Genomic DNA, 14,628 nt, shown 5'->3' on the forward strand with positions numbered 1-14,628 from the left:
AAAGCAAAGGTAGGCCTTGCTGTCCCGGCAACCTTGTAAAAATCCGACCTTATAAAGGAAGCTGCATAAAATTAATGGCCAGCAGCCGGGCCGATTGATATGCTTTAGGGGTGATGCCTGCCAGCATGCGGAATTCGCGGTTGAAATGCGGCTGGTCGTAATAGCCCGCGTCAAAGGCCAGCTGGGTAAGGGTAGGAGCGCGGCGCTGCTGTAATGCTTTTAATAGCTGGCGGAAGCGGATGGTACGCAGAAACTGCTTGGGGCTTAGTCCTACCTGCTCATTGAATTTGCGCTCCAGCTGTCTTTCAGTGATATGCAGCCCATTGCAGAGTGCTGTTACCTGCATCCATCCCTTGCTTTGATAGATGACTGGAAGCGCCTGCAGGATCATGCTATCCACCGTATCCTGTCGTTGCTGCAGCCTTTGGATCAGGAAGTCATTCACCAGCTGTAGCCGCCTATGATGATCCGGCGCCTCGATAATAGCATCTTCCAGTGCCTGTGCAGCGGGCCCGAAGATCAGCGGCATGCTGATCAGCTGGTCTGTTAGCTGCTCCGCGGGAATGCCGGTGAGCAAATGCAGTGCATAGGGTTGCAGCACTGCCACCAGCATGCCGGTGTGGGCGCCGGACAGCAGGTCATGAAACCGGCTGATTTGCCCGTATACAAAACTGGCAGGCAGCAGCGCCTGATCGTGCTGTGCGAACCGCTCCCTGTAGCAAAATACCATCCCGGCATGCCCGTCGGGCGACAGCCGGTGGTGGCGCAGTATGCCCTGGTCCTGTTCCAGCACCAGGAAATGTTTCACTACATCACGCAGTATTTGCGGAGGCGCTATTTGCATAGTATAAAAGTAATTATCTTTATTTTTATTTCGCTCAAACATTAAATCTTAAACTAATTATATGAAAGCCATTGCCATATCAGCACTTCGCAGCGTGCCCGAAGTAGTGGATCTGCCTATACCGCAACTGCGTCCCGGCACGCTGCTGATTCGTGTATCCGCTGCCGGTATGAATCCTTTCGACTGGAAGATGGTAGACGGAATTCTTGATGGGCATATGCGGCACCAGTTTCCCATGATCCTTGGCGTAGATGGCGCCGGCATCGTAGAAGCCGTTGGCGAAGGCGTTACCCGTTTCAAAGCGGGTGACAAGATCTTCGGGCAGTTTATCCACAGCCCGATAGGAGAAGGCTCCTATGCGCAGTATGCCATTGTACCGGAGAAGGCGGCCATCAGTCATGCACCTTCCTCTATACCGCTGGAAACCGCTGCTGCCGTGCCTACTTCCGGTATGACGGCCCAACAGCTGTTGGAACATGCAGGGCTGCAAAAAGGGCAAACCCTGCTGATCATTGGCGCCACCGGCGGCGTAGGCTCCTTTGCGGTGCAACTGGCCGCTGCAGAAGGCTTGAACGTGATCGCTACTGCGGGCAGCGCTGCCGCTGCAGAGCGTATTCGTGGCCTGGGAGCTACGGCTGTGGTAGATTACAAAAAGGCATCTGTAACAGAACAGGTAAAAGCCGCTCATCCTGATGGCATTGATGCTTTAATAGACCTGATGAGCAATAAGGAAGGCTTTAATGCGCACCTTGCACTGGTAAAAGAAGGCGGCACTGCATTCACCACCGCATTCGTAGCAGATGATGCTGCACTAAAAGCACGCCATCTCAAAGGAGGTAATTTTGAAACAAAAGGTACGCCTGCCTCTTTGGATAAATTGACGGCGTTGATAGATGCAGGTAAATTAAAAGTGCCTGTAGAAACGATTATTTCTTTGGAAGAAGTACCTGCGGCATTGGAGCAAAGCAGGCAGGGGAGAGGCAAAGGAAAGACGGTGATTAAAATTAGTGGATAGTCGTAAGTCGTAAGTCGTTAGTCGTTAGTCAAATGCAGCGATAAAGCATCGCTTCGGTCACTAACGACTAACGACTTACGACTAACGACTTTCATTTACTCGCCTCATCCAACAAGCCCACCGCCTCTTGATCCAGCTCCAGCTTCGCGGCCTTCATCAGCTCCTCCAGCTGCTCCACACTCGTTGCACTCGCTATGGGCGCTGCTATATTCGGTCTTTGCGCCAGCCATGCAATCGCAATACTGGCTACCTGTGTATGATACCTTGCGGCCACTTCATCCAGTGCTGCCAATATTTTCATCCCGCGCTCATTCAGATAAGTCAGCGCTTTTTGTCCTCTCGGGCTTTTGCCCGCGTCTTCCTTTGAGCGGTATTTACCCGTCAAAAAGCCACTCGCCAACGAATAATAGGGAATAACACTCAGCTCTTCGTCGGCACAAATAGCCGCATATGCCTGCTCATATTTTTGACGGTTGTAAAGATTATATTCCGGCTGCAATGTTTCGTAGCGCGGATAACCATACTGTTCACTGTTATGAAGGGATAATGTCAATCGCTCAGGGCTCATGTTGGAAGCGCCGATCACCCTTACTTTCCCTGCCTTTATCAATTCCGCATAAGTAGACAATGTTTCTTCCACCGGTGTGCCCTCATCATCAAAGTGGGTCTGGTAAAGATCAATATAGTCTGTTTGCAGTCTGCGCAGAGAGGCTTCTACAGCTTGTGTAATATACGCTTTCGACACGCCCTTCTGTTGTGGGGCCATTTCGCCTCCCACTTTGGTGGCAATCACTACCTGTTCTCTCTTGCCACCTTGTTTCAGCCATTTACCGATCAGGGTTTCCGATTCTCCTCCCTGGTTGCCCGACACCCATTTTGAATACACATCCGCCGTGTCTATCAGGTTGAAGCCGCCTGCTACAAAGGCGTCCAGCAATTTAAAACAGGTGGCTTCATCTACTGTCCAGCCGAACACATTACCACCAAAAGCTAAAGGCGCTACACTCAGCGCCGATCTTCCCAATTTGCGTCGCTCCATTTTATATATTTTATAAAACTAATAACTGCAACAAAAAAAATACCAGCTTATGTTATTATTGTTTAAATGTGTTTCCAGTGACAAATGCAGTGCTGGCTTCAAATTTGCTGAGCTAACTACAATGCCTATATTAAAAAGAATTGCTATTTTGCGTGCGCTATAAGCTGCTTTAGTAGTTTTTGTCAACGCCGTCCATCATCTGCATGAGACCTGAAACATCCCCGTAGCAGCCGGTTTGAAATGTTTTGAAGCATGAAAATTTAATCGCTAGGAGTGTTGCTGACAGGAGTGCCTGCAGAACTGGAAGGTTTTTAACACAAGAGAACAGATTTTGATAAACGACATATGAAAGCGCTATGAGTAAGACTATTATCGTATCGAACAGGCTCCCTGTGAAGATCGCAGAAAAGGACGGAGAGTTTGTGCTGGCGCCCAGTGAAGGAGGTTTAGCTACCGGCCTGGGCTCCATCTACAGGAACGGCAATAATGTATGGATAGGCTGGCCCGGGCTTGTAGTGCCGGAACAAAAAGACCAGGACAATATCCGCCAGCAATTGGCCGATATGAACCTGATGCCGGTGTACCTGGAACAAGAAGAGATCAATAACTTCTATGAAGGATTCTCTAATGAAACATTATGGCCGGTATTCCATTACATGGCTGTGTACGCCCGCTATGAACAGGTCTATTGGGATGCCTACTATCGCGTGAATGAAAAGTTCCGCGACATCATCCTTTCTGTGGCGAAGCCCGACGATGTGATCTGGATCCATGATTACCAGCTATTATTATTGCCCGGTATGCTCCGCCAGGCGCTGCCAGATGTATCCATTGGATTTTTCCTGCATATACCTTTCCCTTCTTTCGAGCTGTTCCGCCTCTTACCCTGGCGGGCAGAGCTGCTGGAAGGAATGCTGGGAGCCGATCTGCTGGGCTTTCATACGTTTGATGACAGCCGGCATTTCATCAATGCCGTTACCAGGATACTGCCCATCAACGCCTCCGCCAACCAGCTGATGGTGAACGACCGTGCCGTTATTGCGGAAACTTTCCCCATGGGCATCGATTATGACAAATATGCTTCCATGACCAGCCATATGGAAGTACAGCAGCAATTGCAGCAGTTGGAGGAAAATTTCCGCGGGATCAAAATGATCCTTACAATTGACCGCCTGGATTACAGTAAAGGTATCCTGCAACGTCTGCAGGCTTTTGAGCTCTTCCTGCAATTGTACCCCGAGTATACAGAGAAAGTGGTCTTGTACATGATCGTAGTGCCTTCACGCGATAACGTGCCGCAGTATATTGCCCTGCGTGATGAGATCGATAAGCTGGTAGGCGGCATCAATGCCCGCTTCCGCACGATCAACTGGCACCCGGTACATTATTTTTACCGCTCTTTTCCGATAGAAACGCTGTCCGCACTATACAATTTTGCAGACGTTTGTCTCGTATCGCCCATGCGCGACGGCATGAACCTGGTAAGTAAAGAATATGTAGCCAGCCGCACGCAGAACAATGGCGTGCTGATCCTGAGTGAAATGGCCGGTGCCTCTAAAGAATTAATAGATGCACTGATCGTAAATCCTAATAATATCGGCGCCATCACCCGTGCAATAGAGGAGGCGCTCGTCATGCCCCTGCCAGAACAATACCGGCGTATGAAGCAAATGCGGCAGGTGGTCGCCAAATTTAATGTCAGCCACTGGGTGAAACTATTTATGGACCGCCTGCAGGAAGTGAAACAGATCCAGCAATCCATGTTGGCCCGCCGCCTAAGCCTGGACATGCAATTGCACATACAGCAGGCCTACAAAAAAGCCAGCCGCCGCGCCATTTTTCTTGATTATGACGGCACCCTGGTGGGCTTTAACGTGAATATCGACCTGGCCTCGCCAGACCAGGAGCTGTATCAGCTGCTGCGCTCATTAACCGCAGATCCCGCTAACGAAGTCATCATGATCAGCGGGCGCAAGCATGAAACACTCTCCGAATGGCTGGGTCACCTGCGGCTGGACCTTATCGCTGAGCATGGCGCCTGGCAGAAGAGAAAGCAAAGCAAATGGCATAAACTGCCTGGCCTGAACGATCAATGGAAACAGGAGATCTATACCATCCTGGACACCTATACAGATCGTACGCCGGGGTCTTTTATTGAAGAGAAAAGCTATTCCCTGGTATGGCATTACCGCAAGGTAGAGGCTGGCCTTGGAGAACTGCGTGCCAATGAGCTCATGGGTACCCTGCGCTACTATACCTTAGATAAGGGTCTGATGGTATTACCCGGCGATAAAGTAATAGAGGTAAAAAATGTAGAAATCAATAAAGGCAGGGCCGCCCTTAATTGGCTGCATGACACTGAATATGATTTTGTCATGGCCATCGGCGATGATCATACAGATGAAGATATTTTCAAAGCCCTGCCAGAAAATGCGATCACCATTAAAGTGGGTAGCCAGGTATCAGCTGCAAGGTATTACCTGAGGAATTTCCAGGAGGTGAGGCAGTTTTTGATGGCGTTGGTGTAAGATGTTTGAGGTTTGAGGTTTGAGGTTTGAAGTTTGAAGTTTGAGGTTGGTTAAAAGTTAAAGGTTCATTTCAGGAGGCATTACCTAGGGCCGCATACTGATTTGAACCTGGAACTTCCAACGAACCTCAAACTTCAAACTTCAAACCTCAAACCTATAAAAATATCGGCTTATCCAACTTCATCGCTATCCTATACGCCGCATTCATCAACCCCACATGGCTATAAGCCTGCGGAAAATTCCCCCACTGGCTGCCATTCTCCTCATCTACGTCTTCACTGAACAACAGCAAATGATTAGAGTACTGCAGCAGGTTCTCAAACTCCCTGATCGCATCATCCAGCCTGCCCACACAAGCCAGCGCTTCCACGTACCAAAAAGCACATACCAGGAAAGTGGTCTTCGGCTTTCCGAAATCATCCGCATGCAGGTACCTGTAAAATAATCCCTGCGGCGTTTTCAATTCTTTCTCCAGCGCTTCCAGGTGATCACGGGCCCGGTCAGATTCAGGATCGAGGTAATACATCATGATCAGCTGCAGGGTGCTGGCATCCAGGTGCCGGCTGCCCGATGCGTTGGTATATACCCGCCGCTGCGGATCGTAACAGCTTTCAATATGTTTGGCGGCCTTTTCCTTTAAGGCCGACGCTTTTTCCACCAGGGGCTGATGGCCAATAGTGCGCGCCATCTTCTCAGCGGCTGAACAGCCGGCCCACTGGAACAGGTTGGAATAGCAATGTATATTGGCAAAGTTGCGGAACTCCCATATGCCGGCATCCTTTTCGTCGATCGTGCGCTCTATTTTGTTGAGCAGGTACTCTATCCACCAGGCAGAGTCCTTCCGTTCGGAAAATATAAAGCGGTGGTCGGTATACAGGGGCAGCATGGAGATCAGCACCTGTCCGTAAATATCGTTCTGTATATGTTCGTAAGCCTGGTTACCGATGCGTACCGGCTGGTTGCCCATGTAACCGCTCAGGTGTGGCAGGATCTCTTCTACCAGGTTCTTCTGGCCGGTAATACCATAAAGCGGCTGATAACGGTAATCGCCGGAGAAGGAAATATCCGTTACATAATTAAAGTAACGTTCCATCTCTTCGAAATGGCCGATGTGGTTCAGCGCCGTGATCACATAATAAGTATCCCGCAGCCAGCAATAACGGTAATCCCAATTACGGCCGCTGTTGGGAAATTCGGGCAGGCTGGTAGTACTGGCCGCTATGATGGCGCCGGTATCTTCGTACTGGTGGATCTTAAGGGTGAGGGCCGAGCGTATTACATAAGGCTGGTAAAAGTTGGCGATATTGGAATGTTTAATCCAGGTGCGCCAGTAGTTGATGGTCTCACGAAGGAAGTTCTCTGCTGTGCTCACAAGAGAAGCTTCCAGCGGGCTGCCATAAGTCAGCAGCAGGTAGCGTGTATCGTTCAGCACGAAATACTGTTCGTCCAGCAGGTAATTCACCGGTATGTTGGTAGTTAGCCGCAGGCGCCCGTCAGCACCCAGGAACTCTACGTGATTGCTGCCGAATTGCGCATGCAGTTTGTGCGCGCCGTAGTCGCCTACAGGCTGGCATTTCACCTGTATGCGGGGCGATCCTTCCAGCGGTTCTATTTTCCTGACCAGCATCAGTGGCTTGAAATAGCGTTCGTACTGGAAAAAGCGCGGCGCAAAATCCGTCACCTTATACTTTCCGTTGGCGGAAGTGATCTCCGTGCAAAGCACATTTGTGTTCTCCATGTAGTATTGCCGGGACGTGAATTCGCCCTCCGGCAGAATGGAGAAGCAGCCGCCTTTATCTTTATCCAGCAAGCCGCCAAATATAAAGGTGCTGTCCATCCGCGGCCAGCAAAGCCATTCAATATTGGTGTTGCGGTGTACATGCGCCAGGAAGGCACAATTGCCGATTAATCCGGTCTGATAGGTATGTCTTTCCATAGCTAAGTCCTAGGTAACAAAAGCTAAGCCAAACCTCCGGCAGTTATGTCTTTTTTGCGTATTTTTAATACATGCAAATGGTCAACGAACAGCAATTCCTGCCGCGCTTTGCCCGCATGGGCAGGAAACCAGGCGCTGGAGTCATGTATGCCCTGGCAGGAGACCTGGGCGGCACCAAAACCCGGCTGGCCCTTTTTGAGGCAAATGAAGGGCAGATGCAACTGGTGCACGAAAAAACTTACCGCTCACGAGACTATACATCCTTTACAGATGTCCTGCAGGAGTTCATCCAACTGCAGCCAGCCAGAAAGCCGCAACGTATATGTATCGGCGTAGCTGGCCCCGTGATAAAAGGAAAGGTGGATCTTACCAACCTGTCAAGAGAACTGACGGTGGCAGAGGTACAACATGCCACCGGTATAGAAGATACCTCCCTGATCAATGACCTGGAGGCCACCGCTTACGGACTGGCCACCCTGCAGGAAACCAGCCTGCTTACCCTGCATTCCGGCGAGCCGGAAACCGGCGGCAATATGGCGATTATCGCCCCGGGCACCGGGCTGGGGGAGGCGGGGCTCTTCTGGGACGGCGATCTTTATTCACCCTTTGCAACAGAAGGTGGGCACTGCGACTTTGCCCCGCGTAGTGAGCTGGATATGGAACTGCTGGAATTCCTGCAGGAAAAATACCAGATCGTTAGCTGGGAACGCCTGGTGTCTGGTCCCGGCATCTTCGATACTTTCCAGTTCCTGCGCGATGTGCGGCATATGCACGTGCCCGACTGGCTCGAACATGCCCTGCAGGAAAAAGACCCCGCTGCCGTAATCAGCGGCAATGCCATCGAACAAAAAGTGTCCATCTGCATCAAGACCATGGAAATGTTTGTGCGTTACCTCGCCAGGGAAAGCGCTAACCTGGTGTTTAAAATGAAAGCCACCGGCGGACTTTTCATCGGGGGCGGCATTCCTCCCCGCATCATTCCCCTGCTGCAGAATAATAATTTTTACCACCATTACCTGCAGGGCGACCGCCTGATAGAGCTACTGGCAGCTGTTCCCCTGCATGTTATCAACAACGACAAGGCCGCCTTACAGGGCGCCGCCTATTATGCCATACACCGCGAAGCGTAAATAAAAAAGAAAAAGGGAAAAAGTTAAAACCATTGTATGCCTCATAGTGTTACATTTAGTATGTCCTTCATTTTAATTTTTAACTTTTGATTTTTAACTTTCAAAGATCCAGGTGGTTGCGTATATGCGTAATAGCAGGATGCGCTTTGTTGGGATTAGTGATTGTATTATGGCTGGCATTAGCCCTCTATATTCATCTTAACCGGGAAACCTTTCTGCGAGAGATCACAAATCGCCTGAACGAGCGCCTGCACGGCACGCTTACCATACAGAAAATGAACCCCTCGCTGCTGCGCAGCTTTCCCCATGTATCCATGGAGCTGGAAACCGTACAGCTGAAAGATAGCCTCTGGGAGCAGCATCAGCACCCGCTGCTGGACGTAAAACGTATATTCGTTAAAGTGAATACTTTTACATTACTGCGGCGGCACATGGATATCAGGGAGATAACAATGGAAGATGGCGCTATTTATCTCTTCACTAACGCATCCGGGTACACGAATACAAGTGTCTTCGCCCGGCCGGCTCAAAAGACGGCGGGCAGCTCCGGAAAGGATGCAGACATCGCTCGCATTGAGCTGCGCAATATGGAGCTGGTAATAGATAACCAGCAGAAGCAGAAGCTTTTCCGCTTCACCGTACGCAGCCTGAAAGGCAGCGTGGATGCATCTGACAGCGAACTGCAGTTCAACGTGCGCACCAGTTTACTCGTAAGCAGTTTTTCCTTCAACACCCTTCGTGGCAGTTATCTCAAAAACCAGGAATTGGAAACTGCATTAGCATTTAATTTCAACAGAACGCAAAGAAAATTATCAATACCAGCACAACGTATCAGCATCGGTGGCCAGCCGGTGACCATCAGCGCTACCTTCGACTTCGGACAGCAAGCGGCTGCTTTCACTATTGATATCAAAGCGGTGAACATGCCTTATCATCACGCTACATCCCTGCTGCTGCCGCATCTGCAGCACAAGCTGGATAGCATCGACCTGCAAAAGCCGCTGGATGTGCAGGCCATGATAAAGGGGCATATGCGCCCCCATGATACACCCGATGTAAGAGTGAAATGGCATACTACTAACAATACACTGGTTACCAAACTGGGGCAGTGGGACAGTTGCAGCTTTAGTGGAAATTTCACCAATGAGCTGATCCCGGGCTACGGTCATCATGACGTCAATTCTGCCGTGCGCATTTACCAGTTGAATGCTACCTGGGGCGGGCTGCCGCTGAAGGCAGACACCATCCAGGTGCTGAACCTGACACGCCCGGAGTTCATGGGTCGCTTTCATTCTTCTTTTCCCCTGCAGCAGCTGAACGAACTGACCGGCGAAACCTATGAATTTCACAGCGGAACAGCCACCGCCGACTTATTCTACAAAGGCAGCATCCTCGCAGGCGATAGCCTCACACCTTACCTTGACGGCGCCGTCGCCATCAGAAACGGTGGTTTCACGTATTTACCGCGCAGCCTGCAATTCCACGATTGCAATGCCACTATACTGTTCAGCGGACAAGACCTTTTCTTCCATAACGTGATGGCGAAAAGCGTAAAGAGCACCCTGCAGATGGAAGGCAGCATGCGCAACCTTCTGGGCCTGTTTTTTAAGGCGCCGGAAAAGATCCAGCTGGACTGGGATATCCGCAGTCCCATGATAGATCTCGACGAGTTCCGCTTTTTCCTGGCGCCCCGCAAGCCAGGTACGCAGAAAGCAAATAAAGCCGCCAATACTGCAGCCTCACAAAAGGCCCGGCGACTGGCCCGACAGCTAGACATCGTGATGGAGTCCTGCAACGTGAATATGCGCATCACGCTCGACAAGCTGAACTATCGCCGTTTTGACGCCCAACGGGTAGTGGCGGCCGTGAGCCTTACCCAATCGGATATCCTGCTGCAACAGATCTCCCTGGCCCACGCGGGCGGTAGCCTCCGGCTCAATGGCGGCATTCACCCGCAGGGTAATAACAACCGTTTCAAGTTGACAGGGACGATCGATAACGTGCATATTGATCAGCTGTTCTATGCATTTGAGAATTTCGGCATGCAGTCGCTCACTTCCCGTAACCTGAAGGGTATCCTCTCTGCCCGCGCCAACATTACCGGCAACCTGCATGATAACGGCAAACTGGCCCCCGGCTCCATGTTCGGAGAGCTGAGCTTTGACCTGAAACAGGGCGCCCTGGTGCATTTTGGCCCCCTGGAAGACATCGGCACCTTCTTCTTCCGTAAAAGGAACCTGTCCAATATTACCTTTGATAACCTCAAAAACACCCTGCAGCTGAAAGGCGACAAGATCCTGATCCCGCCCATGCAGATCTCTTCCAGCGCTGTTATAATGGACGTTAGCGGGGTATATGGTATGCCAAAGGGCACAGACATCTATATCGACCTGCCTCTGCGTAATCCCGAGAAAATAGCTAAAACAGGGAAAAAAGGCTTCGTATTACACCTGCGCGCCACAGACGATAACAGCGATGGAAAGGTGAAAATAAAGCTCGGTAAGCAGTAACCTGCGCCTGTGCACACACGTTTAACGGTGGAATCTTGCATTTTTTATTAATTTTGCGCCGTTTTAACCGTTAACAGTGAATATTATGCGTAATGTGTTAGTGATAGCGATAGCGATGATGCTGCTGGTGCTGTATGCCTGCAAAAAGGAAGATAATACCACGCCCCACCGTAATTATTATGGAAAATGGTACTACGAATCAGCCGTTTTTAAGGAATATACAGTAACCGCCGGCGACACTTCCTACACCCGGCTGGATACACTGCGCTACAATGGGGCGGAGTATATCGATTTTACCCAGAACGGCACAGCCCTGCGTTTCTATTCAGATGCACACCGCGTAGATACTTTCCGATTCGAAGAAATAACGCCCGTGTTCTTCCGCCTCGATTCACTGCTCTGCGAGGCCACTTCCATTACCGACACTGCGCTGCACTATAATACCCTTGATTTTAATTACGATGAAACACCTAAGGTGAAGATCTCCCAAACTTTCTATACCCTTAAAAAGTAGCAGCCATCCCGCGACCAGGACGGCTGTTACGGTAACTGTTCCGTCTATTTGCTTTTATGTGCCGGCTCGATAACCGGCACCACTCATCCACGTTATAGAAAAAGAAAGTACATTGCTATTGGTCAATAGACATCATAGCTGTTATAGATTTAACAGTATTAACTGGAATATTCGATATGTAGCGTGACTATTTTTTGGGTGTTATTGTTTCTCTCGCCGTGTATATTAATTTAACAACAGGGGTAAAAAAAAAGTTTAAATAATATAGAGATATGAAGATATGCGAAAAACCGGCTGCAGAATGTCCGGTGTTTGGTGGTGTACAAACGTGCAAAACCCCGTTTCCGGGGTCAGCATTCAATTTCGCCTTCAGGCGTTTGTACCAGTAAAATATGCCCTGATCAGGCTTCTCCCCGTAAGGTCATCTCGATCTGCTCTTTTACATCCACGCTAAAACCTTCCAGTTCTATTTGGGGATGCTCATCAAGCTTGATTCTTATCCGCCCATTCTCTTTTGAGAGGGCATCATGCATCGGCTCTAACAATGCATATATCAGGGTTTTGCCGTTTTGGGCAAGGTGGTTAAGGAGTGCGTCCTCCAACTGAAGGAACTCCCGGTTTTTGTAGGAATAACAGATTTGTATCATAACTCAAAGAAACTCAAAAGGATAGTTCAGGAACAGGATATTAATTTCTTAAAAGTATAAAAATAATTCATATAAAAAAAATTCGGCTAAACAGTACACGGTCCGTGGTCAATGGTCCATGGCTTCTTAGCTGTTACCGTTCGTCAAATTTCTTAGAAATGCCTGATATTCTATGGACTATGGACCATCGACCCTGGACTAAATATCCTATATTGCCGTCCTTATTTATCTACTCGAAAATGCAACCATTACGTTTTAGCTTATTACTTTGTATCTGCCTGTGGGCCTTTGCGGCGCAGGCGCAACCGGGAAAATCTACCAAATGGAGCAGCGATGGGCAGTCCATTTACACCGTAGAGAACGGCAACATAGTAGCCACAGCGCTGAAAGACGGGCAACAGCAGGTGAAGATTACCGCCGCCCAGCTGACGCCTGCAGGCGCTAACCAGGCCCTCGGGGTAAAAGACTTTTCCTTTTCTGCAGATGAACAGCATCTGCTGATCTACACCAATTCAAAAAAGGTTTGGCGCTACGAAACCCGGGGTGATTACTGGGTGCTCAACGTGGCCACCCGTCAGCTGAAACAGCTGGGCAAAAGCCTGCCGCCGTCTTCCCTGATGTTCGCCAAGCTCTCGCCCGACGGTAAAAAAGCGGCTTATGTAAGTGATCATAACCTCTACCTGGAAGACCTGGCCTCCGGTAACATCAAAGCCCTCACCAAAGACGGTACCCGCCGCTTTATCAACGGCACTTTCGACTGGGTGTATGAAGAGGAGTTCAGCTGCCGCGATGGCTTCCGCTGGAGTCCCGACGGCCGCTCCATCGCCTACTGGCAGATAGACGCCACCAAGATCAGGGACTTCCTGATGATCAACAATACCGATTCCATCTATTCTTACACCATCCCCGTAGAATATCCCGTGGCGGGGCAATCGCCCTCTTCATGCCGCGTAGGCGTGGTGGATATTGAAAAAGGCAATACCACCTGGCTGACCGTACCCGGCGATCCGCAACAGCACTACATTCCCCGTATGGAATGGGTACCGGGCAAAAACCTGGTGATCCTGCAGCAGCTGAACCGCAAGCAGAACCACAGCAAGATCATGCTCTGTGACCCTGCCAAGGGTTCGGTAAAGACCGTCTTCGAAGAATCCGACGATGCGTTTATAGACGTAAAAGCCCGCTGGGACGATGATGATATTACCGGCTGGGACTGGATCCGCAACGGCGCCGCGTTTATCTGGGTCACCGAGAAAGATGGCTGGCGTCACCTTTACGATATTGACCTGAACAGTGGTAAAGCAGTACTGATCACCCCGGGCAATTACGACGTGATCAACCTCTGCAAAATAGATGAAGCCCACCGGGTGGCTTACGTGCTGGCATCTCCTGAAAAACCCACCCAGCAGTACCTCTACAAGGTTTCGCTGGACGGCAAAGGCAAACCCGAGCGACTTACTCCGGCAGACCAGCCAGGCACGCACAGTTACGAAGTATCTCCCGATGGCCAATACGCCATTCACGAGTTCTCCAATTACTACATTTATCCCACCAGCGAGATCGTTCACCTGCCGGATCATAAGAATCCTGCCGGTGGCAACCTTTCTGCGGAGATTAAGGCAAAATCAGCCGGCGCCAAACGCCTGGAATTCTTTAACATCACTACCGCAGATGGTGTTAATATGGACGGCTGGATGAGAAAGCCTGCCAATTTCGATTCTACCAAGAAATACCCTGTGGTGTTCTACGTATATGGAGAGCCCGGCGGCGCCACCGCAAAAGATGAGTTTGGGGCAGGTCACGCCTGGCTTTATAACGGCGATATAGCAGCTGATGGCTACATTTATATCTCTATGGACAACCGTGGTTCCCCGCTGCCTAAAGGCCGGGAATGGCGTAAATGTGTTTACCGCCGCATAGGCGAAATAAATACCCGCGATCAGGCACAGGGTGCAATGACACTGTTCAAACAGCGCCCTTATATGGATACCTCCCGCGTAGCCGTTTGGGGCTGGAGTGGCGGCGGTTCCATGACGCTGAACCTGCTGTTCCAGTATCCCGAGATCTACAAAACAGGTATCGCCATTGCCGCAGTGGGCAACCAGCTTACTTATGACAATATCTACCAGGAACGCTATATGGGTCTGCCGGAAGAAGGGAATGACGCTTTTGTGAAAGGCTCGCCCATCACCTATGCCAAGAACCTTCGCGGCAACCTGCTGTATGTGCATGGCACAGGCGATGATAACGTGCACTATCAAAATGCTGAAATGCTGCTGAATGAGCTGATCAAGTATAACAAGCTGTTCCAGTTCATGGCTTATCCTAACCGTACGCACAGTATCAGCGAAGGACAGGGAACACATGAACACCTGGTTAATTTATATACACATTATTTGCGGCAGTATTGCCCGCCGGGCGCGAGGTAAGATGAGTTGTCAGTTATCAGTTATCAGTTGTCAGTG

10 protein-coding genes are annotated in these 14,628 nt (G+C 50.1%); 6 read left to right on the top strand and 4 right to left on the bottom strand.

Annotated elements, in window-relative coordinates; all coding sequences use genetic code 11:
• Positions 1-49 precede the first annotated feature (49 nt).
• Positions 50-844: an AraC family transcriptional regulator gene (locus ACR9Y8_RS00960; RefSeq protein ID WP_481211347.1), complete on the bottom strand. Its 795-nt coding sequence runs from the start codon at positions 842-844 to the stop codon at positions 50-52.
• A gap of 61 nt (positions 845-905) precedes the next feature.
• On the opposite strand from ACR9Y8_RS00960, the gene ACR9Y8_RS00965 reads away from it, so the two are divergent.
• Positions 906-1,859: an NADP-dependent oxidoreductase gene (locus tag ACR9Y8_RS00965; RefSeq protein WP_481211348.1), complete on the top strand. Its 954-nt coding sequence runs from the start codon at positions 906-908 to the stop codon at positions 1,857-1,859.
• A gap of 91 nt (positions 1,860-1,950) precedes the next feature.
• Here the strand turns inward: ACR9Y8_RS00965 and ACR9Y8_RS00970 are convergent, their stop codons facing one another.
• Entirely contained in the window at positions 1,951-2,898 is a 948-nt protein-coding gene (locus tag ACR9Y8_RS00970) for an aldo/keto reductase (protein WP_481211349.1), read from the bottom strand.
• Between the two features lie 356 nt (positions 2,899-3,254).
• Here ACR9Y8_RS00970 and ACR9Y8_RS00975 point away from each other — a divergent pair, with 356 nt between their 5' ends.
• On the top strand, positions 3,255-5,426 hold the full coding sequence (locus ACR9Y8_RS00975) for a bifunctional alpha,alpha-trehalose-phosphate synthase (UDP-forming)/trehalose-phosphatase (protein WP_481211350.1): 2,172 nt from the start codon (positions 3,255-3,257) through the stop codon (positions 5,424-5,426).
• A 154-nt stretch (positions 5,427-5,580) separates the two neighbouring features.
• On the opposite strand, the gene ACR9Y8_RS00980 is transcribed toward ACR9Y8_RS00975, so the two are convergent.
• Positions 5,581-7,362 (bottom strand): glycoside hydrolase family 15 protein, encoded by a 1,782-nt coding sequence (locus ACR9Y8_RS00980; protein ID WP_481211351.1) that lies wholly within the window; start codon positions 7,360-7,362, stop codon positions 5,581-5,583.
• 71 nt (positions 7,363-7,433) lie between these two features.
• Between ACR9Y8_RS00980 and glk the strand changes: the two genes are divergently transcribed.
• From glk to ACR9Y8_RS00995, 3 genes are all read left to right on the top strand, one after another.
• Positions 7,434-8,492 carry a glucokinase gene (glk, locus tag ACR9Y8_RS00985; protein WP_481211352.1) on the top strand — a complete coding sequence of 353 codons (1,059 nt, stop codon included), beginning with the start codon at positions 7,434-7,436 and terminating at the stop codon, positions 8,490-8,492.
• Between the two features lie 116 nt (positions 8,493-8,608).
• Positions 8,609-11,002, top strand: a complete 2,394-nt coding sequence (locus tag ACR9Y8_RS00990; RefSeq protein WP_481211353.1) for an AsmA family protein — start codon at positions 8,609-8,611, stop codon at positions 11,000-11,002.
• A gap of 85 nt (positions 11,003-11,087) precedes the next feature.
• Positions 11,088-11,516, top strand: coding sequence for a hypothetical protein (locus ACR9Y8_RS00995; RefSeq protein ID WP_481211354.1), 429 nt, complete (start codon positions 11,088-11,090; stop codon positions 11,514-11,516).
• A 401-nt stretch (positions 11,517-11,917) separates the two neighbouring features.
• Here the strand turns inward: ACR9Y8_RS00995 and ACR9Y8_RS01000 are convergent, their stop codons facing one another.
• Entirely contained in the window at positions 11,918-12,118 is a 201-nt protein-coding gene (locus tag ACR9Y8_RS01000) for a hypothetical protein (RefSeq protein ID WP_481211355.1), read from the bottom strand.
• Positions 12,119-12,402: 284 nt separating this feature from the next.
• Between ACR9Y8_RS01000 and ACR9Y8_RS01005 the strand changes: the two genes are divergently transcribed.
• Complete coding sequence (locus ACR9Y8_RS01005) at positions 12,403-14,592, top strand: S9 family peptidase (protein WP_481211356.1); 2,190 nt, start codon at positions 12,403-12,405, stop codon at positions 14,590-14,592.
• The last annotated feature ends 36 nt before the right edge of the window (positions 14,593-14,628 follow it).

This window comes from Chitinophaga sp. SVR4-12A (assembly GCF_056754765.1).

Coding starts and splice junctions, on each gene's coding strand:
- ACR9Y8_RS00960 (WP_481211347.1), bottom strand. CDS start 844: ATGCAAATAGCGCCTCCGCAAATACTGCGTGATGTAGTGAAACATTTC.
- ACR9Y8_RS00965 (WP_481211348.1), top strand. CDS start 906: ATGAAAGCCATTGCCATATCAGCACTTCGCAGCGTGCCCGAAGTAGTG.
- ACR9Y8_RS00970 (WP_481211349.1), bottom strand. CDS start 2,898: ATGGAGCGACGCAAATTGGGAAGATCGGCGCTGAGTGTAGCGCCTTTA.
- ACR9Y8_RS00975 (WP_481211350.1), top strand. CDS start 3,255: ATGAGTAAGACTATTATCGTATCGAACAGGCTCCCTGTGAAGATCGCA.
- ACR9Y8_RS00980 (WP_481211351.1), bottom strand. CDS start 7,362: ATGGAAAGACATACCTATCAGACCGGATTAATCGGCAATTGTGCCTTC.
- glk (WP_481211352.1), top strand. CDS start 7,434: ATGCAAATGGTCAACGAACAGCAATTCCTGCCGCGCTTTGCCCGCATG.
- ACR9Y8_RS00995 (WP_481211354.1), top strand. CDS start 11,088: ATGCGTAATGTGTTAGTGATAGCGATAGCGATGATGCTGCTGGTGCTG.
- ACR9Y8_RS01005 (WP_481211356.1), top strand. CDS start 12,403: ATGCAACCATTACGTTTTAGCTTATTACTTTGTATCTGCCTGTGGGCC.